The 26,081-nt window shown below is 42.6% G+C and carries 23 protein-coding genes; 18 read left to right on the forward strand and 5 right to left on the reverse strand.

Going from position 1 to position 26,081, the window contains the following annotated elements:
* The first annotated feature begins 47 nt into the window (after positions 1-47).
* From aroA to L2729_RS18660, 10 genes are all read left to right on the forward strand, one after another.
* The gene (aroA, locus tag L2729_RS18615; RefSeq protein ID WP_248989605.1) at positions 48-1,328 is read left to right on the forward strand and encodes a 3-phosphoshikimate 1-carboxyvinyltransferase; all 1,281 of its coding nucleotides are present in this window, start codon (positions 48-50) and stop codon (positions 1,326-1,328) included.
* 178 nt (positions 1,329-1,506) lie between these two features.
* Positions 1,507-2,199 (forward strand): (d)CMP kinase, encoded by a 693-nt coding sequence (gene cmk, locus L2729_RS18620; protein WP_248989606.1) that lies wholly within the window; start codon positions 1,507-1,509, stop codon positions 2,197-2,199.
* A 97-nt stretch (positions 2,200-2,296) separates the two neighbouring features.
* A complete protein-coding gene (gene rpsA / locus L2729_RS18625) occupies positions 2,297-3,964 on the forward strand; it encodes a 30S ribosomal protein S1 (RefSeq protein ID WP_101090230.1) in 1,668 nt (555 codons plus the stop codon).
* A gap of 73 nt (positions 3,965-4,037) precedes the next feature.
* Positions 4,038-4,325: an integration host factor subunit beta gene (ihfB, locus tag L2729_RS18630; protein WP_101090229.1), complete on the forward strand. Its 288-nt coding sequence runs from the start codon at positions 4,038-4,040 to the stop codon at positions 4,323-4,325.
* A 122-nt stretch (positions 4,326-4,447) separates the two neighbouring features.
* Positions 4,448-4,768, forward strand: coding sequence for a LapA family protein (locus tag L2729_RS18635; protein WP_101090228.1), 321 nt, complete (start codon positions 4,448-4,450; stop codon positions 4,766-4,768).
* Position 4,769: 1 nt separating this feature from the next.
* On the forward strand, positions 4,770-5,930 hold the full coding sequence (gene lapB / locus L2729_RS18640; protein WP_248989607.1) for a lipopolysaccharide assembly protein LapB: 1,161 nt from the start codon (positions 4,770-4,772) through the stop codon (positions 5,928-5,930).
* Positions 5,931-5,996: 66 nt separating this feature from the next.
* Positions 5,997-6,692, forward strand: coding sequence for an orotidine-5'-phosphate decarboxylase (gene pyrF / locus L2729_RS18645; protein WP_248989608.1), 696 nt, complete (start codon positions 5,997-5,999; stop codon positions 6,690-6,692).
* A 99-nt stretch (positions 6,693-6,791) separates the two neighbouring features.
* Positions 6,792-7,604 (forward strand): SDR family oxidoreductase, encoded by an 813-nt coding sequence (locus tag L2729_RS18650; protein WP_248989609.1) that lies wholly within the window; start codon positions 6,792-6,794, stop codon positions 7,602-7,604.
* A gap of 17 nt (positions 7,605-7,621) precedes the next feature.
* Positions 7,622-8,164, forward strand: coding sequence for a DUF2058 domain-containing protein (locus L2729_RS18655; protein WP_248989610.1), 543 nt, complete (start codon positions 7,622-7,624; stop codon positions 8,162-8,164).
* Positions 8,165-8,631: 467 nt separating this feature from the next.
* The gene (locus L2729_RS18660; RefSeq protein WP_248989611.1) at positions 8,632-10,392 is read left to right on the forward strand and encodes an acyl-CoA dehydrogenase C-terminal domain-containing protein; all 1,761 of its coding nucleotides are present in this window, start codon (positions 8,632-8,634) and stop codon (positions 10,390-10,392) included.
* A gap of 74 nt (positions 10,393-10,466) precedes the next feature.
* Here L2729_RS18660 and dacB read toward each other — a convergent pair whose 3' ends face one another.
* Positions 10,467-11,870, reverse strand: coding sequence for a D-alanyl-D-alanine carboxypeptidase/D-alanyl-D-alanine endopeptidase (gene dacB / locus L2729_RS18665; RefSeq protein WP_248989612.1), 1,404 nt, complete (start codon positions 11,868-11,870; stop codon positions 10,467-10,469).
* A gap of 30 nt (positions 11,871-11,900) precedes the next feature.
* Complete coding sequence (locus L2729_RS18670; RefSeq protein ID WP_248989613.1) at positions 11,901-12,077, reverse strand: hypothetical protein; 177 nt, start codon at positions 12,075-12,077, stop codon at positions 11,901-11,903.
* Between the two features lie 262 nt (positions 12,078-12,339).
* Between L2729_RS18670 and L2729_RS18675 the strand changes: the two genes are divergently transcribed.
* From L2729_RS18675 to L2729_RS18690, 4 genes are all read left to right on the forward strand, one after another.
* Entirely contained in the window at positions 12,340-12,672 is a 333-nt protein-coding gene (locus L2729_RS18675) for a DUF1904 family protein (RefSeq protein ID WP_248989614.1), read from the forward strand.
* A 10-nt stretch (positions 12,673-12,682) separates the two neighbouring features.
* Positions 12,683-13,996 carry a CDP-diacylglycerol--serine O-phosphatidyltransferase gene (gene pssA / locus L2729_RS18680; protein ID WP_248989615.1) on the forward strand — a complete coding sequence of 438 codons (1,314 nt, stop codon included), beginning with the start codon at positions 12,683-12,685 and terminating at the stop codon, positions 13,994-13,996.
* Between the two features lie 86 nt (positions 13,997-14,082).
* A complete protein-coding gene (locus tag L2729_RS18685; protein ID WP_248989616.1) occupies positions 14,083-14,835 on the forward strand; it encodes a tRNA-uridine aminocarboxypropyltransferase in 753 nt (250 codons plus the stop codon).
* Positions 14,836-15,079: 244 nt separating this feature from the next.
* Positions 15,080-15,322, forward strand: coding sequence for a hypothetical protein (locus L2729_RS18690; protein WP_248989617.1), 243 nt, complete (start codon positions 15,080-15,082; stop codon positions 15,320-15,322).
* 53 nt (positions 15,323-15,375) lie between these two features.
* On the opposite strand, the gene L2729_RS18695 is transcribed toward L2729_RS18690, so the two are convergent.
* The 3 genes from L2729_RS18695 to L2729_RS18705 all read right to left on the reverse strand — a co-directional run bounded on the left by L2729_RS18695 (position 15,376) and on the right by L2729_RS18705 (position 19,152).
* On the reverse strand, positions 15,376-15,975 hold the full coding sequence (locus L2729_RS18695) for a response regulator transcription factor (protein ID WP_248989618.1): 600 nt from the start codon (positions 15,973-15,975) through the stop codon (positions 15,376-15,378).
* The gene (locus L2729_RS18700) at positions 15,968-17,749 is read right to left on the reverse strand and encodes a sensor histidine kinase (RefSeq protein ID WP_248989619.1); all 1,782 of its coding nucleotides are present in this window, start codon (positions 17,747-17,749) and stop codon (positions 15,968-15,970) included. Before L2729_RS18700 ends, L2729_RS18695 begins: the two co-directional genes overlap by 8 nt.
* A gap of 230 nt (positions 17,750-17,979) precedes the next feature.
* Entirely contained in the window at positions 17,980-19,152 is a 1,173-nt protein-coding gene (locus tag L2729_RS18705) for an FAD:protein FMN transferase (RefSeq protein WP_248989620.1), read from the reverse strand.
* A 196-nt stretch (positions 19,153-19,348) separates the two neighbouring features.
* On the opposite strand from L2729_RS18705, the gene L2729_RS18710 reads away from it, so the two are divergent.
* The 4 genes from L2729_RS18710 to L2729_RS18725 all read left to right on the forward strand — a co-directional run bounded on the left by L2729_RS18710 (position 19,349) and on the right by L2729_RS18725 (position 25,901).
* Positions 19,349-20,692 carry an FMN-binding protein gene (locus L2729_RS18710; protein ID WP_248989621.1) on the forward strand — a complete coding sequence of 448 codons (1,344 nt, stop codon included), beginning with the start codon at positions 19,349-19,351 and terminating at the stop codon, positions 20,690-20,692.
* 82 nt (positions 20,693-20,774) lie between these two features.
* Positions 20,775-21,815, forward strand: a complete 1,041-nt coding sequence (locus tag L2729_RS18715) for a porin (protein WP_248989622.1) — start codon at positions 20,775-20,777, stop codon at positions 21,813-21,815.
* Positions 21,816-22,239: 424 nt separating this feature from the next.
* Entirely contained in the window at positions 22,240-22,974 is a 735-nt protein-coding gene (locus tag L2729_RS18720) for an RluA family pseudouridine synthase (protein WP_248989623.1), read from the forward strand.
* Between the two features lie 347 nt (positions 22,975-23,321).
* Positions 23,322-25,901, forward strand: coding sequence for a M1 family metallopeptidase (locus L2729_RS18725; protein ID WP_283104278.1), 2,580 nt, complete (start codon positions 23,322-23,324; stop codon positions 25,899-25,901).
* Positions 25,902-26,081: the final 180 nt, after the last annotated feature.

Below are 26,081 nucleotides of genomic sequence, written 5' to 3' on the forward strand. Positions count from 1 at the left end.
AACCCGCAGGTGAGTTTGACTCCTGCAGTCATATAAAGAAGTTATCAATGAATCAATTACGTTTAGAGCCGATCGAACAAGTCAACGGGACTATCAATATCCCTGGATCTAAAAGCATTTCTAATCGCGCTTTATTGCTAGCAACGCTAGCTGAAGGGACCACGACATTAACAAACTTACTCGACTCTGATGATATTCGATATATGCTCGCATCGCTTAAACAGCTCGGTGTGAACTATCGTTTATCAAACAACAATACTGTTTGTGAACTTGACGGTATTGCGGGCACACTCAACAGTGAGAAAGCCCAAACTCTGTTTCTTGGCAATGCAGGTACTGCAATGCGGCCTTTATGCGCCGCTTTGACGCTGGGTAACGGTGAGTTTACTTTGACGGGTGAACCGAGAATGGAAGAGCGACCTATTGGTGACCTTGTTGATTCACTGCGTCAGCTAGGGGCTGATGTTGCCTATTTGAAAAATGAAGGCTTTCCACCGTTAACCATCAATGCCACTGGGCTTAGGGGGGGGGACGTAGAAATAGCGGGAGATTTATCTAGTCAGTTTCTGACGGCACTATTAATGGTCGCTCCTCTCGCGAAAGGCGACGTTAATATTCAAATTAAAGGCGAGTTAGTATCAAAGCCTTACATTGATATCACCCTAGCATTGATGGAACAATTTGGTGTTAAAGTCACCAACAATGATTATGCCTCTTTTGAAATTAAAACCGGTCAGCGTTATATCTCACCGGGCAAAATTTTAGTCGAAGGCGATGCATCTTCTGCATCTTACTTTCTCGCCGCTGGCGCGATTAAAGGCGGCGAAGTTAAAGTCACTGGCGTGGGTAAGCTCAGCATTCAAGGCGACGTTAAGTTTGCCGATGTCCTCGCACAAATGGGCGCTGATATAGAATGGGGGGATGATTACATTATTGCCCGAGGCTCTAAACTGAAGGCGGTTGATCTCGATATGAACCATATCCCTGATGCAGCGATGACAATAGCAACCGCGGCTTTGTTTGCAGAGGGAACGACCCATATCCGTAATATCTATAACTGGCGCATTAAAGAAACGGATCGCCTTGCTGCAATGGCGACAGAGCTGCGCAAAGTTGGTGCTATTGTCGATGAAGGGCATGATTATATTAGTGTGACTCCGCCAGCAAAGCTACAGACTGCTAATATTGACACTTATAATGACCACAGAATGGCGATGTGCTTTTCTATGTTGGCATTTGCCGATTGTGGTATCACCATTAACGAACCAGAATGTACCTCTAAAACCTTCCCTGATTATTTTAATCAGTTTAAGGCCCTCGCTAAGTAGCCTCAGTACTAATACCTTTGATTAGTTGGTTCAGACTCATTTCAGTAGTCTGAACCATTGCTTAATGGGATCCTTGAATATTTGAATTAGATGCCGCTTTCTAGTGTTAGATGGTTTATAATACGCGCGCTCATTTTCGGTTATATCAAGGAAGATTGAATTTCTTGTGGAGGATTTTATGTTAAAACGGGCTCCTGTTGTCACTGTTGACGGCCCTAGCGGTGCGGGAAAAGGTACTATTAGTCAATTGCTTGCCGAAAGGTTAGGCTACAAGCTATTAGATAGTGGTGCAATTTACCGCGTATTAGCATTGGCTGCTATTCATCACAACGTAGAACTTGATAATGAAGAATCATTAACGCTACTTGCAGCACATTTAGATGTGCAGTTCATTACTGGTAATGGAAGTAGAGGCATCAAAGTGGTCCTCGAAGGCGAAGATGTATCCATCACGATACGTAGTCAAGAGTGCTCGAATGCGGCATCAAAAGTGGCTGCATTTCCACGTGTTAGAGAAGCATTGTTGCGTCGCCAACGCGCATTTGCTGAAACACCGGGATTGATTGCAGATGGTCGTGATATGGGAACCGTTGTATTCCCAGCAACGCCTGCGAAACTTTTTTTAACTGCTACGGCAGAGGAAAGAGCGCAAAGACGCTATAATCAGTTGCAGGACAATGGCTTCGATGTTAAAATTGATCAACTTTTGTCTGAGATAAAAGAGCGAGACGACCGCGATATGAATCGTAGCGTCGCACCTTTGGTTCCTGCCGAGGACGCACTTATTATCGATACGACCGATATTTCTATAGAAGATGTGTTAGACATGGCGCTAACGCATATTCATAAAAGTTTTCGAGTACCTGCGTAAGCAGGTATTTAACTATTTGCCCCAAGGATGAGGCAAATTATTATACTGACTCCGCGTCTAGGATGGACTGTGGTTTATTAAAGAAAGTAACCTAAACATGACTGAATCTTTTGCTGATCTATTTGAACAATCCCTTGAAACTTTGGAGTTCCGTCCAGGTTCTATCGTAACTGGTGTCGTTGTACGCATCGAAAACGGTACTGTACTTGTTGACGCAGGTCTTAAGTCTGAAAGCCCAATCCCAGCTGAAGAATTCAAGAACGCCAATGGCGAACTTGAAATTTCTGTTGGCGATACCGTGCACGTTGCTCTCGACTCTGTTGAAGATGGCTTCGGTGAGACTCAATTGTCTCGCGAAAAAGCTAAGCGTCACGAAGCTTGGATCGTTCTAGAAAAAGCGTACGAAGATGCTGAAACTGTAATCGGTGTCATCAATGGTAAGGTTAAAGGCGGTTTCACTGTTGAATTAAACGGTATCCGTGCATTCCTACCAGGTTCTCTAGTTGACGTTCGCCCTGTTCGCGATACAGCTCACCTAGAAAACAAAGAATTAGAATTCAAAGTTATCAAGCTTGACCAGAAGCGCAACAACGTTGTTGTTTCTCGTCGTGCAGTTATCGAATCTGAAAGCAGCGCAGAGCGTGATGCTCTTCTTGAGAACCTTCAAGAAGGTCAATCAGTTAAAGGTATCGTTAAGAACCTTACTGACTACGGTGCATTCGTTGATCTTGGTGGTGTTGATGGTCTTCTACATATCACTGATATGGCTTGGAAGCGTGTTAAGCATCCATCAGAAATCGTTAATGTTGGTGACGAAATCAACGTTAAAGTTCTTAAGTACGACCGTGAGCGCACACGTGTATCACTAGGTCTTAAGCAACTTGGCGAAGATCCATGGTTAGAAATCAGCAAACGCTACCCAGAAAACACACGTTTGACTGGTCGCGTAACTAACCTAACAGACTACGGTTGTTTCGTTGAAATTGAAGAAGGCGTTGAAGGTCTTGTTCACGTTTCTGAAATGGATTGGACTAACAAGAACATCCACCCATCAAAGGTTGTTAACCTAGGTGATGAAGTTGAAGTTCTAGTTCTTGACATCGATGAAGAGCGTCGTCGTATTTCTCTAGGTCTTAAGCAATGTAAAGTTAACCCATGGGATGACTTCGCAGAGCGCTTCAATAAAGGCGACAAGGTTTCTGGTAAGATCAAGTCAATCACTGACTTCGGTATCTTCATCGGTCTTGACGGCGGCATCGACGGTCTAGTTCACCTTTCTGATATTTCTTGGAATGGTACTGGCGAAGACGCAGTTGCTGAGTTCAAGAAAGGCGACGAAATCCACGCAGTGGTACTTTCTGTTGACCCAGAACGTGAACGTATCAGCTTAGGCGTTAAGCAAACTGAAGACGATCCATTCAATGCATACCTTGCTGATAAGAAGAAAGGTGTTGTTGTACATGGTGTTGTTACAGCAGTTGACGCAAAAGGTGTTACAATTGAACTAGCTGAGACTGTTGAAGGTTACCTTCGTGTTTCAGATATCTCTCGTGAACGTATCGAAGATGCATCAACAGTTTACTCTGTAGGTGACAAAGTCGAGTCTAAGTTCATGGGTGTGGATCGTAAGAACCGCACTATCAGCCTTTCTATCCGTGCTAAGGATGAAGCTGAAGAGAAAGAAGCAATGGCTAGCTTGAACAAGCAAGAAGATGACGTCATGAGCAGTGCTATGGCTGAAGCGTTCAAAGCAGCTCGTAAATAATCGCCTTGAAGTTCAGGGGTGCATGCACCCCTAAAAGGTGACTGTGTTTGGCTTGATAAATAGAGGGTATAGGATGACAAAATCCGAACTGATCGAAAAACTTGCCACTAGGCAGTCGCAGCTGTCTGCGAAAGAAGTGGAAAGTGCCATTAAAGAGATGTTAGAGCAAATGGCCGAGACATTGGAAGGTGGAGATCGAATAGAGATCCGCGGCTTTGGTAGTTTCTCGCTTCATTATCGTGCACCACGCACTGGCCGTAATCCTAAGACTGGAACATCAGTTGATTTGGAAGGCAAGTACGTACCGCACTTTAAGCCAGGCAAAGAACTGCGCGAACGTGTTGACGCGCTCAACGCGTAATTTACAAAGTATTAAAAGCCTCCCTCGGGAGGCTTTTTTATATCTAAAACTTAGGTATCACTAGCTAGTTCGCTCTTTTTCTTAGATAATCAAAGCTTACCAACACGTGTCTGGAGCTTAACGTGAAGTCATTCATCATTGCCGTTTTAGTTGCCGCCTTTTTCTTCATCGCGCTTATTTTTGGCGCTCGGAACGAACAAGTCGTCACCATCAGTTACTTTGTTGCTCAGGGTGAATTTAGGTTGCCAGTCGTGCTTGCGTTTGTATTTCTATCTGGTTTTTTAGTGAGCTGGATATTTGCGATGTATCATATTGCAGGACTTAAGTTTTCAATTAGGCGTTTAAAAAAACAGTTGGCAGCATCAGCTAATCCAAACGATACTAAGACATCGGATAATAGCACTGCTGTTATTGAAAGCGCAGCAAAGGAAGTAGACGCTTAATATGTTAGAAATCCTCTTTCTGCTTCTTCCTATCGCCGCCGGTTACGGTTGGTATATGGGGCGCAGAAGTGTCAGGCAAAAGCAGAGTAATCAGAGAGAACAGCTGAGTCGTGATTATTTCACCGGCTTAAACTTTTTACTGTCTAATGAGTCTGATAAAGCCGTTGATCTGTTTATATCTATGCTAGATGTCGATGACGACACCATAGATACTCACCTTTCGTTGGGCTCCCTGTTTAGAAAACGCGGCGAAGTCGACCGCTCCATCAGAATTCATCAAAACCTTATCGCAAGACCTAGCTTAACCACAGAGCAAAGAGATATTGCGATGATGGAGTTGGGTAAAGATTATTTAGCCGCCGGCTTTTATGATCGCGCTGAAGAAATTTTTATTAACCTTGTAAACCAAGACGATCATAGCGAAGAGTCTGAGACTCATCTTATTGCCATTTACCAAGTGACTAAAGATTGGCAAAAGGCTATCGACATCATTAAAAAGCTTAAGCGTAAACGCCAACAAGTGTTAAAGCATGACAGTGCTCATTTTTATTGTGAATTGGCTGCTGAAACGGATGATGATGCCATTAAACTTAAGCGTTTACATGCGGCGATTAAACTTGATGCTAGTTGCGGAAGAGCCTTACTGACACTCGCTGAACTTTACTTAAAATTAGAAGATTTTAAAGCGTGTAAGCAATCGATAGAGAAGTTGCTTACCTGCAACATTGACCTGTTTCCTGACTGCTTAACAATTGCTAAGCAGGTTTATTTACTGACTGATGACAGTATTGGATATCAAGAGCTCCTAAGAGAAGCTATCGAGAAGGGCGCAGGCGCCAGTATTTCGGTGACATTAGCCCAGCATATGATATCTCAGGGTAATGAACAGGATGCAGAGAAACTCATTCTAGAAGGCTTAATTCGACACCCAACGATGAAAAGCTTTCAACATTTAATGAAAATGCACGTCAAACAGGCTGAAAATGGTCAAGCAAAAAAGAGCCTATCGATGCTTGAGCAACTTGTTGAACAGCAAATAAAATTTCGACCTGGATACCGCTGCAGCGAATGTGGTTTCCCATCCCATCGACTGTATTGGCACTGTCCCTCTTGTAAAAATTGGGGAAGTATAAAAAGAGTTCGAGGGTTAGACGGAGAGTAATGTGATTTTCTCCTCCGCTAAAAATACGATCAGTAAAATGATAAACGCAAAGCGATTGGAGACAAAATGACAAACAAACCTATTTTGGTTGCCTTAGATTACGATAATAGAAATGATGCTTTGCAGCTAATAGACAAGCTCGATCCTGATATGTGCCGACTTAAGATTGGCAAAGAGATGTTTACCTTGTTCGGCCCACAAATCGTTAATGATATTCATAGCCGCGGCTTCGATCTCTTTCTAGATCTGAAGTTTCACGATATCCCTAACACGGTAGCAAAAGCCGTTACAGCGGCAGCTGAACTGGGTGTGTGGATGACAAACGTGCATGCCTCAGGTGGCCTTGCCATGATGGAAGCCGCTAAGCGTGCACTTGAGACTTATGGTGATAAAGCTCCGCTGTTAATCGCTGTCACCGTATTAACCTCAATGAGTGACGAAGAGCTTAAATTGTTAGGCATTAACGTCCCGGTTTCTGAACATGTATTGCGCTTGGCTGCCTTAACTCAACGCGCAGGGCTCGACGGAGTAGTCTGCTCGGCGCAGGAATCGAGCTTATTGAAAACAAAGTTTGGCCAAGAGTTTAAACTCATCACTCCAGGCATTAGACCTGTCGGTAGCGACAAAGGCGACCAACATCGAGTCATGACGCCACCACAAGCACTGGCAGCCGGTTCAGATTATTTAGTGATAGGTCGGCCAATCACTAAGGCTGCTGATCCGCTAAAAGCATTGCATGATATTCATCAGTCAATAGCGTAGCAGTATCGATTAAATGCTTTAATAAAAGAGTGCAGTCATATAAGTTACAAGTTAGTTAGATAATTAACCGTAATTTATACCGCAAGTGGAGTGCACTCTATGTTTGATTACCAAGGAAAAAACGTTGTTGTCGTCGGTGGCACCAGTGGCATTAATTTAGGTATAGCGCTTAGTTTTGCAAAAGCAGGGGCTAACGTCGCGGTGGCTAGCCGCAGCAAAGACAAGGTCGATGCCGCAGTCGCCAAATTAACAGCGACAAATCCTCAAGGTCACCATATTGGAGCTTGCTTCGATGTACGTGATTTAGACGCATTATCCTTAGGTTTTGATTATATTCGCGCTTCTTATAGCGTTATTGACGTGCTTGTGAGTGGCGCGGCGGGTAATTTCCCAGCTTCGGCCGAAAAGTTATCAGAAAACGGCTTTAAGTCAGTGATGGATATTGATTTACTGGGTAGTTTTCAAGTATTAAAGCAAGCCTTACCTTTGATGGCAGAACATGGTGGCGCCATCATTCAGATCTCAGCGCCGCAAGCTTTTGTCCCTATGGCAATGCAAGTCCATGTTTGTGCTGCAAAAGCGGGTGTAGACATGCTGACTAAAACGTTAGCCATTGAATGGGGCAATAAAGGCATTAGAATAAACTCAATTGTGCCAGGCCCCATCGCAGGTACAGAAGGCTTTAATCGATTAGCACCAACAGAAGAGTTACAAAATCATGTCGCTAAAGGTGTTCCTTTAAGACGCAATGGTCGCTGTGAAGATATCGCCAACGCAGCACTGTTTCTAGCCTCTGATATGGCGTCTTACATTACTGGCGCTGTATTGCCGGTAGATGGTGGCTGGTCACTCGGTGGTGCTGGCGCGGCAATGGCCGAAATCGGTCAATTAGCGAAACAAAAACAACGTTAAAGTAGAGAAAACAAGATATGGCAAATCCTTTTCAGGAACAGCTACTTAAGGCTGGCTTGGTTAGCAAGCAAAAAGTAAGAGATACAAAGACTCAAAAACGTCGTGACAAAAAAGCAAAAGTCGATGATGGTAGCGATGAGCTCAAACAAGAGATTGCCGCTAAGAAGCTAGCGCAAATTGAAATAGATAAGCAGTTAAACGAAAAACGTTTTTCTGAAGCTTCTGAAAAAGGGCTTGTGCGTGGGTTAGTGACCGAATTTAAGAAACTTGCCATCACGCCATCTAGATCGGCAGAGATTAAATTCAACTACACCTTCGAGAAAAAGATTTTCTCTCTTTATGTTGATGATAAGCTCCAAGCGCAGCTATTAAATGGACGCCTTGGCATTATCAGACATGAAGATGTGAGTTATTTGGCGCCGCACAAGCTTGTTGAGCGAGTCAATCTATTAGTGCCAGCTTGGATTGGTTACTTATGGACTCAAGAAGATAATGTTACTGCGGTAGAGGCGGATGATCCTTACGCTGACTACGTTATTCCAGACGACCTGATGTGGTAACTTAAGAAACTGTTATTTACAGTTAAGTGTGGAAGCCGTAATACGACATGATTACGGCTTTTTTATAACGACTATTGCCGTTAGTCTTTCGGATTGTCGGTCATTATCAGTCTTAGTGTTCAACCCTGCATACCGTCAGCCTCGGCATTAAAAGCAACGTCATCAAACACCGCGACAACCCAAACTCGCTCCATTTCCATTTCATCTAATTGAGCGATACTGCTAGCCAACTAAATCCTTTTGGCTGCTTTCATAATCTACTTTTGTACTATTAATATCAGTATTAGTTTCATTTCTAAAACTTAAACATCAATTTTTTTGCGCATTGAGACGATCATTTGAATGCCGATTAGGCACATGAATTCGTGATGTTGTAGCTTAAAGATAGAGCAAGAAAAGGCTTTCTTTTTTGGTGTTATCTGGTAGATTTGAAACAACTGTTTTAATCTATCGTTTGAGAGTTGAGTATGAACCCATATAACGCCCCATTAGCTGAGATGCGCTTTCTGCTAGAAAAAGTATTTAATGCCCCTAAAACATGGGCTTCTATGCCTGCAATGGCCGAATCTGTCGATATGGACACGGCGGCAGCGATTTTAGATGAAGCAGACAAAATCAGCCGTGAACTTATCCATCCTATTAACCGCAGCGGCGATGAGCAAGGTGTTCGTCACGAAGGTGATAAGGTGATCACACCTGATGGTTATAAAGCGGTATACAACCAGTATGCAGAAGGTGGCTGGGTGGGTTTATGTGGCGACCCAGAGCTTGGTGGCATGGGAATGCCTAAAATGCTCGGTGTGCTTGTTGATGAAATGGCTTATAGCGCGTGTAATGCTTTTACCCTTTATGGTTCGTTAACCGCTGGTGCCGCATTGGCGATTCATGCGCATGGCACTGAAGCGATCAAAGAGCAGTACTTGCCGATGATGTACAGCGGAGAGTGGGCTGGGGCGATGGATATGACAGAGCCTCAGGCGGGTTCTGATCTGCGTAATATTCGCACCAAAGCCGTTCCCAACGAAGAGGGTAGTTATAACATCACTGGCAGCAAAATATTTATTACTGGTGGCGACCACGATCTCACTGACAATGTCATTCACTTAGTATTGGCTAAGTTGCCTAACACCAATGGTATTTCGCTGTTCTTAGTACCTAAAATAAAGGTTGATGCAGACAACAACCTGGGTGATGCCAATGGTGTTACCGTGGGGTCTATTGAACACAAAATGGGCCTTAAAGGCTCGGCAACTTGTGTGATGAATTTTGACGATGCTGAAGGTTATTTGATTGGTAAGCCAAACCGCGGATTAGTGTGCATGTTCACTATGATGAATTATGAGCGACTCGCCATTGGTATTCAAGGGCTGGGCACGTCACAAGCGGCTTACCAAATGGCGTCGGAATATGCAAAAGAGCGTGTTCAAGGTGTTGCTGCAGGCGGTTCACCTACGGGCGCGACGTGCGATCCCATCTTAGTGCATGGCGATGTCAGACGCATGCTCCTCACTGTCCGTACGTTAACGGAAGCTGGGCGAGCGTTATCTGTTTATACCGGGCAGCAATTAGATTTAGCGAAATTTTCTGATAACGCAGATGAAAAAGCGAAAGCGAGTCGCTATGTCGGCTTACTCACTCCAGTTTCAAAAGCATTTTTGAGCGATCGTGGATTAGATGCCGCGATTATGGCGCAACAAGTGTTTGGCGGTCATGGTTATATTCGTGAAACGGGTATAGAGCAACTGGTACGTGATACCCGTATTGCACAGATTTATGAAGGTACCAATGGCATTCAAGCTATTGATTTCTTAGGGCGTAAAGTCACTGGTGATAATCTTAAAGCGTTAACCGAATTTGTTGCAGAACAGACTGCCAACATTAACCAGTTTGAGCATGTATCCAGCGCCGATAAAGCCAGTGTATTGGGCTTATTTGAGAAGCTATTAGTGATTGGTCGTGAAGTGAATGAGCATAAGCTTACCCAGCCAGCATTAATTAATGCGTGTGCAGTTGATTACCTCGATGCGTTTGGCTATAGCCTTTATGGTTATTTCTGGCTGGCGATGGCAGATGCAGCAAATGACCATGAAGACAATAACTTCAAGGTACAAAAGCAACATTTAAGCCGTTTCTATTTCGATAAATTGTTAGCAAAAGCAGATTATCATTTGTCTCAAGTTGCGACAGGCGACGCTTCAATAATGAATATTGATGAATCACTTTTTTAACTAAAAAGCGCTAACAATCAAAAGGCGGATTAAGTTAACTTAATCCGCCTTTTTTATCTTTTAATACTGTGAATCTAGTGCTTAGCGTTATTAACAAGCTGTTTTAAGATAGAGACATCATAAGTGGGGACATTGGCCTTAACAGGTATCGGACTGACGCCGTTTTGCAAAATCACAACAATAGACGGCAAAGCATCATTTTGTTTTATAAACCCTGCAATATTCACCACGCCCAGCATAGAACCTGTTTTGGCCACTATCTGGCCTTTAAGGGGGGCTTGAGCGTAGCCATGACGATATTTAAGCGTGCCTGTGATACCTGCAACAGGAAGTGCATCAATGATGTATTTGTAGTGTTCGTTTTGTTGTATGAGTGCTAAAACCTGAGCTAACTGGTTGGCGCTGAGTAAGTTATAGCGAGATAAGCCTGAACCATCAACAATATTGGCACTGCTTAAGTCAACACCTTGCTCAGATAATATCTGAGTCATTGCAGCGCTACCGTTGGCAAATGTTCCAGAGGATCCAAATAGATACAGCCCCATGCGTTTTAAGAGGCTGTCTGCGATTAAGTTATCAGACTTTAATAGCATGGTTGTTATTAAACTAGATAAGGGCTCTGATTGATGCTGAGCGACTAACAGAGCATTACCTGCGCGTTGCTGAGTTAAGGTAATACTGCCGTTAACACTCATGCCATTGTGTTTAATGATTTGAGTCAGTTTATCTATTGCGTATAGACCAGGGTCTGTGATGGCGACAGATAACTTCAAGGCTTTATTTCCTGGATAGCAACCGTCTAAGCGATATTGGTTTTTCTCAAATCTTGCCAGCGTTAAATTGCAAATCGCTCGCTGACCACTTTTATCAAATGTAGCGCGGCTTTCAATTACTACAGGTTCACTTTCTAACAGTTCAACCATACCAGCATTGTCTGCCAGTCTTGGCTTAAACTGAGCTTGTATACAATTTCTATTGAGTACATAACTTGATACCGGTGCGGCGTAACAGATCCCTAAATCGTCCCATACTCGGCCCGGAGCATGTTGGATCTCGTATTGTTCACCGACAAGATAAAGGTTACCGGTAATGTGCTTTAAACCTTGTTGTTTAAGTTGGTTCAACAACGCTTGAATATCTTCAGTTGTCAGAGTGGGATCACCGGTAAAAGAGAGATAGACATCGCCTTCAATTTGGCCATCTTGGATAGGGTTATCGGCGTATAGATCAGTGTGGTACCGAAAGTCCTTACCGAGTGCCGCAGTAGCGGACACTGCTGTGAGTAGTTTCATCGTGCTTGCCGGGATAAATAATTTATCCGCATTTTGACGCTGGGTTACGCCACTTGGATTAGTCGCGATAACGGTTAATGCTGTGAGTGTGGTGCGCGGTGGGGATACAAGCTTGAGTTCTGCGGTGACTCCTATGCCTGGGAGGGTCATCAAGAGCGCTGCAGAAATGATATGCCGAAGTATCAATGTACTGTCCTTTATAAGAAACAAAGCGGATTACTCAGGTTTGTCGCCGTCATCATGGCTCATTAAATGATACAGTTTGAGTGTGACAAACAACACCAATCCAAAAAATAGCGGGAACATCAGTAACCCTAACTGCGCTTTAAAATGAAAGATAGCCCATGCGCCTAACAAAACACCTATCAAGGTTAATAATGATTTAAAATTCATCGCGATCTCTGCTGTGAAATAAATGAATAGTGATGATAACAAACGACGCTTAGCTAAGCTGTGATCATTGTGTAAATCACCGACAGCTTGGCGAATAAAAGCACAGAGATAACATTGATATGTAGACGTTGTTTGTCTAATTATTTACCGAATAGTGACACTTAGTGCTGTTTTATGCACTCAAGAGGGCTAAACAGTAGAAATGACTTGCCGAGAGCGTGTTAAATCGGTAATTTCTATGCCCTTATCTAGGAGGATCTTGATGCCACATATTAAAGTGTATGGAATGCCAGAAAGCGTCGTTGCTAACTTAAGTGACCAGCTGATTGAGGTTCTAGCTGAAATTTGTCAGGCAAATGCAGAATCATTCATTATCGATTGTATTAGTAGTCAGAGTTATAGACGCGGACAATGCGTCAACGATACAGCGCAAGTCGAAGTGCTATGGTTCCCTAAAGATCCCGAAACACACCATCGTGCAGAAAAGGTGATCCGTGAAGCCGTTATACGTGCCTATCCTGGACTTAAACATACCATTGTTATGTTTAGAGAGTTAACACCTAGCACCTATTATAAAGATGGTACGCATTATTAAGGAGAGAGCCTTGCTGAGTAAGCTAGGTGGTATACCGCTACAGTCTGATTCACTGCAATGGTTATTAACACCAAAAGCGTTGAAAACAGAGCTGCTTAAGCGGATCGAAAATGCGACACATTCTGTCTATATCGCAGCCCTTTATCTTGAAGATGATGAAGCGGGCAGAGAAGTACTGCAAGCGTTAATGGATGCAAAGCAAAATAATCCAGCACTCGATATCAAAGTCTTAGTCGATTTTCATCGAGCAAGGCGTGGGCTTATTGGTCACAAAGGCGACAGCGGTAATTATTTGATGTACCGCAAGGTCATCGAAGCTGCAGAGCATCCGATTGAGATCTTGGGTGTGCCGGTAAAATCTCGAGAATTTATGGGTGTGTTACACCTAAAAGGCTTCATTGTTGATGATGCGGTGATCTTTAGTGGCGCTAGCATTAACAATATCTATCTCCATCAAGAGGAGAAGTATCGATTCGATCGCTACCATGTCATCGAATCCGCTGAGCTTGCCCGCAGTATGCGAGACATGATCCAAACTTACTTAGTTGATGATGTTGCGGTGAGCTCTTTGACTCAACCAAAAGAGTTAGAGCATCTGCCGACTAAAACGGAAGTGAGCAGTTTAAAGCACCGTTTGTCTAAAGCTGAATACACATTCAATTCAACAAAAATAGGCAACCGTGTCACGCCACTTGTAGGGCTGGGCCGTAAAAAGAACATTTTAAACAAAGTTATTGTGGCGATGGTGGAAGAATCAGCAGATGCATTGTTTATCTGTACTCCCTACTTTAATCCGCCTTATATCTTAGTGCGTGCCTTGGCGAAGCATTTAAGACAAGGCAAGAAAATCGATATTGTTGTCGGAGATAAAACAGCTAACGATTTTTATATTCCACCAGAAGAGGCATTCTCGACTATTGGTGCACTGCCGTATATGTACGAACAGTCACTGCGAAAGTTTGCTAAGCGTCAGCAGTGGGCAATCGATAATGGTCAGTTAAATATTCACTTATGGAAAGATGGTCGTAATAGTTTTCATCTTAAAGGGATCAGCGCTGATAGCAAACGTCATTTAATCACTGGCAGTAATCTTAATCCTCGCGCCTGGGCACTTGATTTAGAGAATGGATTGTTACTGCAAGATGATAACGAAAGCTGGAAAGAGCAGTTCGAAGCGGAACAAACTCATATTTTGCAGCATACAGAGCGACTGTACCACTATAGTCAAATCGAGACGCTGCATAATTATCCCGAACCTGTTCGTAAAATTATGACGCGGATTAAACGCTTACGCGCTGATTTTTTATTACGCCGTATACTATAGTTATTGAACGATAGTGAGCAACCGACGACCAATGAGCCTGCTGATTAAGTAGGCTTTTTTATTTCCTATAGAGGCTCAACCGTAGCATGCATTTGCCAGATCACGCTGTTCATCGTTTATACCAATACCGTAAAGCCATATCATCTAAGCCGTTTACGGCCCGCGGCAAAAATGTTGTCCGCTGTGAACGTTGTTTATTAGCCAAAAGGTATTGCACCTGTGCCTATCGCAAATTGGTTAATACGCAGCTAGCCTTTATGCTGATCATGTATGACGATGAAGTCCTTAAGCCCAGTAATAGTGGCCGTCTCATTGCCGATGTTGTGCCAGATACTCATGCCTATATCTGGTCCAGAAATGAACCTAACCGTAAGATGTTATCGATAATTGCAGACTCAAAATACCAAGCCTATGTGGTTTTCCCTTCAGAGTACGCGGTTGAAAATCAGCAGATCGTAGCTCAGGTGGATCAAACGGAATTAGCTGACGGTAAAACACCCTTGCTGATCGTACTGGATGGTAGTTGGCGAGAAGCGATTAAAATGTTCAGGAAAAGTCCCTATTTACATGGATTACCTATGTTGTCTTTCTCTCCAAAAGCAGCAGCATCTTATGCACTTAGAAAAGGTAGCCGCGACTTTCAACTGGGCACTGCCGAAGTGGCTTCATTGGCTATTGCCGCAGCAGGTGAACCCCTAAATGCTAGCGTATTGGAAACTTGGTTTAGCTATTTTGTAGAGTCCTCTTTGCATGGCCGTAGCCGCAATAAACGTGATGAACTCGGACTATTGAGTCAATTGAAACAAGAATATTTAGCGGCTAGGAAACAAATCGAATAGTTGCTGCGGTGACTCGATTCAGTTTTGTAGGCCCAAGCTAGAGCAGGTTATATTGCTGACAAAGTGTTAGAAGTAGATCGAAGCTGTTGCTAACGGTAAACAGCGAGCTGGACATTTAACTAAAAACTTAACTAAGAACAGAACTCTGAAAACAGTGACTAGGATTCATCCGTAAGCGAGTTGCAATTAAATGGAGATCCGTTAACCTTAAATGAAGCCCAATAGACAGGAGGCCTTACTCAGTATGAATACACCTTATTACCAGCCGAGCTATGGCTTAAAAGGGCATAACGTAAAAGCTTATTGCTTTACTTTAATGCTGTCGATTTTTGGTTTACTTTTCACCGTTCTCAATGCGCCTAGTGACCATGAGTCCATCTTGGCTAAAAGTCGCTACAGTGCTGGATTAGTCTGCCAAGTTAAAGGTTGGGAGTTTTGTGCTACATGGGCAAATTCTGTCCGCAGTCCAGGGAGTCGCATTGCATAGCTAAGGGGTGATCTCTCACGCAAGGATAACTGTTAACTTTGATTTTTGAGGCTCTAATCAATATTTTTCCCCATTAAAAATGCCAGTTCCGCGACATTGCTGACCTGCATTTTTTGCATGACTTTTTGGCGATGTAACTCTAGAGTACGTTGGGCAACGTTAAGTTCAGCAGCAATGACTTTATTCAGTTTTCCTTCCAACACCTTTTCCATCACTTCTTGTTCTCGTGGAGTTAGTGTTGCGAGCTTATTAGCTAACGCTTGCCGTGTCGCTTTACGGAGCATGTTTTGTTCCGTCTGTGCGCTCGCTTGTTCGAGCAGTAACACCAGCTTGTCACCGTCAACCGGTTTTTCTAAAAAATCGAGCGCGCCTTTTTGAATGGCTTGTACTGCCATAGCAATATTGCCGTGACCGCTTAACATAATAACGGTAATAGGACTGCCGGCCTTTGTCATATGATTCAATAACGCGCTGCCATCCATTCCTGGCATTTGTACATCTAAAATCGCGATAGCGCTTTGTTGCAGATCGACTGTTTGCAGAAAACTATCTGCTGATAAAAAACCTTTTGGTTGATAACCCAGCCCGGTTAGCATCCAGGTTAATGAATCCAATACAGCCTGATCGTCGTCGACAAGGTACAGGTTATTCACTAGAAGCCTCCTTCGTGGGTAAGATTATCGTTATGGTTAAACCAGACGCTCTATTATCTGTCTCTTTATCAGTATTATTGTGTGCTTTAATCTCGCCATGGTGCTCTTCAATGATGCGCTTACAGATTATCATGCCAAGGCCTAAGCCATTTTCTTTTGATGTCTCAAAGGGGAAGAACAAACGTTCTAAGGCGCTCTCTGTGAGCCCGCTGCCCTTATCTTTGAAATCAATTTGTGCATACTGCTCGTTTTTAGTCAGTGAAATAACCAATTGGGGTGAACTGACACCTTCCATTGCGTCCAATGCATTGCGGATAATATTAACAAAAACTTGCTGTAGCAGACTCGGATCGGCATTGAGAGAGACTTGCTCTGCATTTAACTCTGGAACAATCTGCATCCTGCCAAACTCTGCAGCCATTAAGCTTAAAGTTTCATCCAAGATCTGATTGAGACTGCAATGGTTCATGACACTGGGCTGTTGGCAGAAATGCCTAAATCGTTTAATGGTCGATTGCGCTCGATCGACCTGCTGTATCGCCTTTGTCATCGCTTCTTTTAAATCGACTTGTTCATCGGATAAACGATAAATACAGCCCTGTGTTAAATAGCGGATCCCCGCTAAGGGTTGGGTTAACTCATGGGCGATACCTGATGCCATCTCTCCGGTTAACAGTACTCGCTGAGCCTTGTAGAATTGTTTTGTCTGTTCTAATAGCGCTTTTTGGGTTTGAGTATGCAGCTGAGTTTCAGCTTGTAGATCTTGGGTGCGTAAAACCACCAGACGTTTTACCCGCAAATGGTGGATATAACCCAACAAAAGTAAAATGGCTGCAAAACATGCCCAGGGTAGTGCGCTTTTAAATATCGAGGTCCAGTTGGTGACAAATGGCCATCGCTGTAACTGTTTTAATAATTTAAACACCTCACTATCATTGACGGTCGCTGACCATGAATCATAACGGCCTTGAATTGCCGCGGAGTCTTCGGCATGGATCGATAGTAAGGAGCGAATGACATTGGTTGCTAAGCGGTGATCTGTTTTACCCAATTTTGAAAAAGAGTAGTAAGGATACAGCTCGCTTGAGCGTTGGCAGTTAAAACCAGAGGTTTGCTTAGGTAGAACAACATGTAAGCTATCGGGATCTATCTCACCGTTACTGATAGCGTTCTCAAGGACGCAGGTCGGTAAAATGGCGATATCGGCTTCGCCGTTAACAACTAATTTAAGTAATTTTTTCTGTGGGAACCCAACAAACTTAAGTTGCTTAAAGTCACTGAAAGGGTTGAGGCCGTTATGGGCCATCTCTCCGGCAAAAATTTGAAAGCCACCAAACGCTTGTTTATCACTTGAGACTGCATTCAGCTGTTTTAAATCGTTAAAGCTAGTGACCTCTAGGTTCGAACGAGTAATTAATGCCGAGCCAACGGAGTAGTTTGGATCTTTGTTACCTAAAGGAATGAGTGTCAGTATGCTACTACTGCCAAAATCCTTCTTGTAGCTCACCCCTGTTAAGGCATTGGTGATTAAGAAATCTAACTTGCCTTCGGCAACGCTACGATCAAGTTGACTGGGCGTTAAGGCCATCAGTTTAAAGGACTTATTGAGGTCTTGTTCTAACTTATCTATCGTTGGCTGCCAACGTTGCTTGACCTTATCAGGATGCGTGAAGGTCAATACACCGACACGAACCGGTTCGGTATTATCGGCGTAGCTACAATATGAAAGCACGATAGTACTTAAGATGATGAGTTTGCGAAGCTTGGCTATCATTATTTAGTTCAACAAAGAGACACCTGAGTATTATGACGCCATTATCATAAAATGTACTTATAAACAGCGACACGAAGAGAAATAAATCACAGTCTCCTCTATATTGCGGAAAACCACTACAGCATTCCTAAAAAATCTCATTTATAATAAATGAGCGGTGTGCCTTTATTTTAATAAACGTCACCGCCTAAAGTTAGATGGTAGTAAATTATTATTTGGTTAACGTTAGTCTAAAATGATTTTTTGTATCTATTAAACTTCTCAGATTCCACTTTATCTCCTTGTACATTCAAATACCAAACGGCTTCTACATCTTTATTTTTATTAGCATAGGCAAGTGCTTCTTTTAAAGGCATTAGGAATAGAGCAGTAGAAATAACATCCGCGAAAAGTTGGTTGTTATTTACCACTATCGTTGTCGATATTCCAGTACTTTTTGGATACAGTGTTTTTGGGTTGATAATGTGATGATACTCTTTACCTTTTACTCGGTAGTAACGTAAATAATTTCCACTTGAGACGATGGCTAAATCTTTACCTGTCACCACTTCATGATATTGGCCTTCAAAGCTCTGGCACTGTTCGAGTGTATTATTGTATTTTTTGCAAATGGGATTCTCGACCGCAGTGGTAAAATTTCGGCCCTCGGGGTGAACGCCGTAATGCCGTATATTACCTCCGGCATTTATCATGAAGTTCTCAACACCATCTGCTTTTAACTGCCTATAAACCATTTCAGCCATCCAGCCTTTCGCGATCCCACCAAGGTCGATACTCATGCCCGCTTTCATCTGTATGGTGTTGTTGGTTAGATCTAAGTCTATGTCTTTAATATTAATCAATAGCTTAGCCTGCGCTAACTCGGCCTCCGTCGGAATGCTGCAACGGTCTTGTAGCTTACGTTCACCTTTACATTTGGCCCGATACCCGCGCCAGATATCGATGACAGGCGATAGGGCGATGTTAAAGTAACCATGGGTTTTATCATGCCAATCAATACTCGCCTGGATCAGTTCCGTCAACTTTGGGTCAATTTTATGTTTTTTATCAGGTTGATTATTGATGCTTTTAATATTGGTGACATGGGGGTAAGTACTGTAGTTTGATGCTAGGTAATGATATTCCTGAATAACATGTAGTGCGTTGCAGAATGCACTGTTTATATCTTTATCGTTATTATCATATATATCAATACTAATGGATGTGCCAAAATATTTAAGGGTGGTGAGATTACTGCTAACAGCATTATTAGTGATTAATGCATTCCCTTCACACCGATAAGGTTCTCCCTTAGTGTCGACTTTAATAATATTAAAGTCTGGCGCTACTGGTTGTGTAATGACATTCGCATAGTTATAACTAGAAAGAAATAATAGCGTTAATATAGGAAGTGATATTTTCACAAAATGGCCTAGGCATGTTGGTTAGCTTTAATAAGTATCATAACAAGTAAGTAAAAATGAAAAAATTATTTTATTTATGTTAACCCGATCAAATAAATAAACATCAACTCATCACATTGCGGTTTTCCGCAATTGTGTAGAATTTTAAAACTTATATTCTGGCCACAATGAAATAACACTTCTAAAGGCTGACAGAATGAAAAGCTTAAACATCTTTAATAAAACATTAGTAAGCAGCGCTGTACTACTCGCCACTATGACGCTTGCAGGTTGTGCTGGCAGCGTGGATCACGGCAAATACGCCGATGGCGTTCATGATGTATCTGCTAAAGGTAAGAAAAGTCTTATTACCTTAACCGTGGAGGTTAAGAACGGTAATATTGTTGATATTAAAACAAAATCCCAAAAAGAAACGGAATCTCTCTATCTCAATGCAGAGCGTTTATTAGCGAAAGTTGTCGCGAATAACGGCCATGAAGGCATTGATGCCGTTTCCGGAGCGACTTACTCTTCTAACGGGATCTTAAAAGCCATTAACAGCCTTCCGAGAGCGGACGGTAGTCAGCCTGAATATGTTGCTGTCGGTTCTAAAGAAGAATCTGCAGACGATAATTTTAACCTTAAATGGTCTATTCAGCCTCAATTGGGTTTATTGAAAGGGGATTATTACTTCCAAGAAGCCCGCTTTCGTCAAGGTCATATGGGCAGTGTTGCTATCGTCACTGAGAGCAATAATGCTGATAATGTGATTTTTGCCGAATTTAATGAGAGTGGTCGCCCAAATTACTACACTCGTCTTTACCAAAATGTGCCTAAGCGCATGTCTGAATACAACTTCTCTATGGGTAAAAAGAAAGGGACTGCTTGGGTACAGTCTGCGTTGACCATGGAAAAGCTCATGGTAGAGCAGGACAAGTTAACCTTCGAGCTTAATCCCGATTTTGATCCTGCTTTAGGCAATAAGTTAAAAGAGCCGAATCGATTAAAATATGCCGGTATCGATATTGTTGCGGGTGCCTCTAACAGCGTTCAACAGTCTATGGTGCCGCTTACGGCTAAAATCCATGCGCAGATTAATGGTGAGGGCACAAATGAGCTGTTTTACCAGAACGCAGAAAAGTTACTTGATGCAAAAGGCAAATGGACCGGTGTGACCGCCGTTTTACGCCTAGTGGTTAATCGCGACAGCAAGCAAATTACTAAAGCCCATTATGACGAAATCTTCGCTGATGAAAAGACTCAGATAAAAGATGCATCGTTAAAGAAATTTTACCGCCAGTCAAAATATGAATCGATTAACTATGTAGAACCCGCTCGTATTGGCTTTAACGTCATGTTCGATGCGTTAAATGTCCACCTTCAGCAAGGCGGCTCTCTATTCTCAATCAATGATTTACCAGCAACCGGTGATACCGGCAGCTATGCCGCAACGGGCTTTACCAAGCGCTCAGATTCTTGGGATATCTATTTACATCAAGCTGACATTTTGTATCGGCAGATGCGTCAAGACGGCGTGATCGTAGCACACAATAAAATCTAAACTTGCGCTGAAAAGGCTCCTAACCGCCTTAGAGCAGGGGAGTCATCTTCGTTTTAAACCAATAATAATGTTAAGAGATATGATGATGAAAACAGTTCAATTGACTTTACTTGCCGCGGCAATCCTAGCTTCACCCACTGTTATGGCTGACGCCTACAAATTTTATGGCCGTATCGATTACTCGATTACAAACTCTGACAGTGGTAGTGCGACTCATAGCGGTAAAAGTGGCACCATTCTAGAAAACAACTGGAGTCGATTAGGCATTAAGGGTAATGCAGCGCTAAATGATGATTTTACGGTATTTTATCAAATCGAAGTGGGCGTAAATGGTGCCAGCGAAGGTAAGCAAAATAATCCATTTTCGGCGCGTCCTACATTCTTAGGGTTAAAGCATTCTACAGTCGGTCAACTTGCTGCAGGTCGTATGGATCCAGTATTTAAAATGGCTAAAGGTACCGCTGATGCAATGGACATGTATTCACTAAAGCATGACCGTTTGTTTGCCGGTGATAAGCGTTGGGGTGATTCTCTAGAATATAAAACCGTTAAATGGAACAAATTACAATTTGGCGCCAGCTATATTCTAGAAGATAACTATTACGCAGAAGACGATGTTCATCGTGATAACGGTAACTACCAAGTCGCAGTGACTTACGGTGACAAACTGTTTAAAAGCGGTGATTTTTATCTCGCCGCTGCTTACACTGATGGTGTTGAAGACATCAAAGGTTTCCGCGCGGTTGCCCAGTATAAGTATGGTAACTTAAAACTCGGCTCTATCTACCAGAGTGCCAAAATCGTTAACCCTAACTTAGATAATTGGCAGCAACGTGATGGCGATGGTTTTATCATAAGTGCTAAGTATCAAATTGATAAACTCACGTTAAAAGCGCAGTACGGTCAGGACGACTCGGGTACCGGTAAAATTGCCGGCCGAGTTTACGATCAATACGGCGCCGCGGCCACTGACGTACCAGAAGTGTCACAATGGGCCATTGGTGCCGAGTACCGTTTATCAAAGTCGACGCGAGTGCATACCGAGCTGGGTCAGTTTGATGTGAAACAATATTCTGATTTTGATGACACCATTATGAGTGTTGGTTTTAGAATCGATTTCTAACATCGATTTATATGTCTAATCCCAGAGAGCGTGTAAAGCAGCGCGCTCTCTATCTCAATTTTCACCACTGTCTTACTCACTTTTCCTACTCTCCTTTCTAAAATTCTACCATTGTGGCTATTATTTTTAGTATAAGCGCCGCACTATACAGACATCACCACTGAAATGTTAAGCGTTAATGTGACTTTTTATTCACCAAAATGAAAAAATCCTCGGGGTTCTATTTTAATAAATGGATATAAATTCAATAATATGACTATAGCGACTCTGCGCTACACTATGCCATAAATATTGCGATTACTTAAGCAGAGTAAGTTGCGCCACAATAAGATTATTTATCGGTCGGCACCTTCTCAATCCCCAATAGAGTTAAGTCTGGTAAACTCCTGCATCAGTAACCGTTTTAACGCCCCAGGAATGTTATATGCCGCCATCGGCTGATGATTTTATTGCACCTCCTTGTTTTGAAGATATTTCAATTATCTATCAGGATGAAAATTTATTATTGATCAATAAACCCTCCGGCCTTTTATCCTTGTCCGGTAAACACCCCGCAAACTGGGATTCTGTACATTACCGTCTAGTTAAAGATTATCCAGATTGTACGCTAGTGCACCGACTCGATTTGGGAACCTCTGGGATTATGGTGGTCGCGAAAAACAAAGCGATTAATGCCGCCTTATGTAAGCAATTTAGTGAGCGCAATGTGCTTAAGCGGTACACCGCATTATTGTTGGGTGACTTGCCAAATGACGAGGGTGAGATAGCACTGCCGATAGCGAAGGATAAGCCAAACTTTCCATTAATGAAGATTTGTGAGAAAGAGGGCAAACCAGCCCTTTCAATATATAAAGTCTTGTCTCGAGAACATTTGGTTGTGAGTCCTTTAGGCAATGCTGTCACTACAGAAAACACCCCTGAGACGGCCGCCACTGCAACCGTCGTGACCAGAGTCGAACTAACACCCGAGACCGGTCGCACCCATCAATTGCGGATCCATAGTCAGCAAATAGGTCATCCTATTATTGGCTGTGATCTATATGGTACAAGTGACTCTTATAAGATGGCGCCGAGATTAATGCTACATGCCACACGTTTAGAGTTTGATCACCCGGTGACAGGATTGCGCGTACTCGGCTTTAGCCCTTGTCCTTTCTAGTGCGCAAATTCAAGCCGCGTTTGCCAAATTATATTGTTACTTATACCGCGATTTCTATCGGTACATGAGGGTGATTTATTGCTGTGCTTTAAATTTATTAGCGGTTTGATACGGACGGAGACCTTTACTATTTTGGAGAGGGCTCACCAACATCATTAGAACGGCAATGAATTGTTACAACAAGGTGGCCTTTCTGTTCTCAATCGACTGCCGTTACCGTTAAAGTTTTGTTATCTTATAGCGGCAAAGGACGCTAGGTAAACAGCCGTCCTTAATCGATTAAATTGTAGCAATAGATCATTACATTAAATGGTGATCTATTGGAATACTGGATAACAGGGAATCATATGTATCGAATAGTTACGGCTTCTTTAGTCACGCTGACATGTGCAACTAGCTTTAATGTACTCGCCAATGAGTATGTACTGAGCAAAGTTGCCAAACCTATAACGCAAAGCGTTAAGCTGAATTTAGATCCAGCAAAGGATAGTTTTTCAGGCAGTACTTCAATAAAGCTTGAAGTGACGGAGGCCACTAAGCAATTACAACTCAATGGCTTGGAATACAGTACCAGCAATATCGTATTAGATGGCAGCAAAGATTGTGAAATGAAAGCCACCATGCAATCGACGGGTGTGGTGTTGTTTGATTGCCCACATATCATTGAGCCTGGCCAATATACGTTATCGATGGACTTTACTGCGCCTTATAACAGGCAGTCTGTCGGCCTCTATAAGACCATTGATGCTGGCCAACCCTATCTATTTACTCAGTTTGAAATGAGTGATGCTCGCCGTGCATTTCCAAGCTTCGATGAACCTGCATATAAGATCCCTTTTCAAGTAACGATTACGGCTCCAAGCACTGAGAAGGTGTATAGCAATACTCCAGAAGTGTCAGTGACGGATAAAAATGGCGCAACGACTCATGTCTTTAAACAAACTAAACCATTGCCATCATACTTAGTGGCTTTTGCTGTCGGTCAATTTGAAGAGATAGCAGTTAAAGGTATGAAAGTGCCCGGTAGAGTCATTACCACTAAAGGCAAAATTGAGCTAGCGCACTACGCAGCCAAGAAAATGCCTGAAGTACTTTCAGCGTTAGAAACCTATTTTGGTGTCGACTATCCTTATGAAAAATTGGATACCATTGCGGTGCCGGAGTTTCCTTTTGGTGCGATGGAAAATGCTGGGTTAGTGACGTATAGAGAAGATATTCTTTTAGTCGATGAAAAAACAGCGAGCCAAAACAGTAAAGAGCGCGCCGTATCTATCATTGCTCATGAGTTAGCACACCAATGGTACGGTAACTTAGTGACGATGCAATGGTGGAATGACCTCTGGTTAAATGAAGCATTTGCAAGTTGGATGGCATCAAAAATCACTCATCAGCTCCATCCTGAATTTGAATCTGACCTGTCACTTTCAAAAAACTATGTGATGGCAATGGATGCAAGAGTCTCAACTAAACCGATTCGAAAGCCGATCAAGACCGAAGCCGATATCATGGATGGTTTAGGCTTAGCCTACAGTAAAGGAGAAGCCGTACTTGCTATGGTTGAAAACTATATTGGTGAAGATGAGTTTAAGGCTGGGATCCGCCAATATATTAAAGATAATGCCTTTAAAAATACTCAAGCGGATGATCTATGGAGCGCGCTGTCAAAATCATCAGGTAAAGATGTTGGGTCTGTACTCAGTACTTTCATCGAGCAATCTTCTTACCCGTTGGTAAAAGTGTCGCTGGTGGGTAATAAGTTAACACTAAAACAAAGTCGCTTTGTTTCCGCAGGCACTAAAGCTGACCCGCAATCTTGGACTGTGCCGGTATCGATTAAATACGGTAAAGGTACCGAGGTTTCACAACAAACCATTTTGTTAAGCAGTGACACACAAACGGTTGAGCTCGCGTATACCCCAGAGTGGATCTATCCAGATTCTGACGCTATGGGTTATTACCGCTGGTTGTTAGATGAAACAGAAATGGCAGCACTTTTACAGAATGCCCAAGCTCATTTAACGGCACGTGAACGTAAAGCACTTATATCTTCTGCTGATGCCTTACTCGACGGTGGATTTATTTCAGGTGGTGAATTGCTTAATATTTTGGGCGAGTTCATTGCTGACCCACATCCAGAAATAGTATCGACTGCCCTCGGTTATTTGCAATCCCAGAAACGTACTTTTATTGATGAGAGTAATCAACAGCAGTGGGCCAAGTTTATTGCAAAACGTGCTAATAGTGCGATAGAAAAGTATGGAGTTGCAGCCAAATCCGGTGAAAGTCCAGCAATCAGTAAACTGCGTCCAACATTGATTAACTTGTTAGCATTTGAAGCAAAAGATAATGCGATTATTGCGACAGCAACAAAAGAAGCAAAATCTTACATTGCTGGAAATAATGACGTTGATCCATACTTGATTGGTAACTATCTCACTATTGCAGTTTATTACGGTGACGCTAAATTATTGTCACTGGTTAAGAGTGAGTTTGAGACCACCAAAGATCCTCAAAAGCGGACTCGATTAATGTCAGCACTAGGTTATGCACCTACTGATAAACTGCAAACAGAAGTGTTAGCTTATACATTAACAGATAAAATTAATGCGCCAGACTTGAGATATATTTTATCAGGTCAAACTTATACTAACGTGCGTAAGCAAAGATTCAGAGATTGGGTTTATGCCAATTACGAGACCATAAAGGAAAAGCTACCTCCGTTTGCGGTGGCGAGTATTCCTTATTATACCGGTAGCGGTTGTGATATTGCTGCACTTGACACTACGGTGCAGTTTTTCACACCTAAAATGGAACAAACTCCAGAGTATGCTCGAACGTTAGCCAAGCTTGATGAGAGTGTACGAAACTGTGTTAGTCTGAAAAAACGTGAACAAGCCAGTGTAGAAGACTACTTAAGTCGCTACTAATCTAAGTTGATTTAATATAAAGCCAGTCTTCGTACTGGCTTTTTTTAACTTCAAATATCATTAAATCAATCAAAACAAACTATTTTCACTTTTATTAGCGCTACAAAATTACAACCACCAAGGAGCGTAAGTAACACGCTTACGTAACCATTAGTCGGGTGGGAAATTAATATTCAAAAT

Origin of the sequence: Shewanella gelidimarina (genome assembly GCF_023283945.1) — a bacterium.
Classification (GTDB): Bacteria; Pseudomonadota; Gammaproteobacteria; order Enterobacterales; family Shewanellaceae; genus Shewanella; species Shewanella gelidimarina.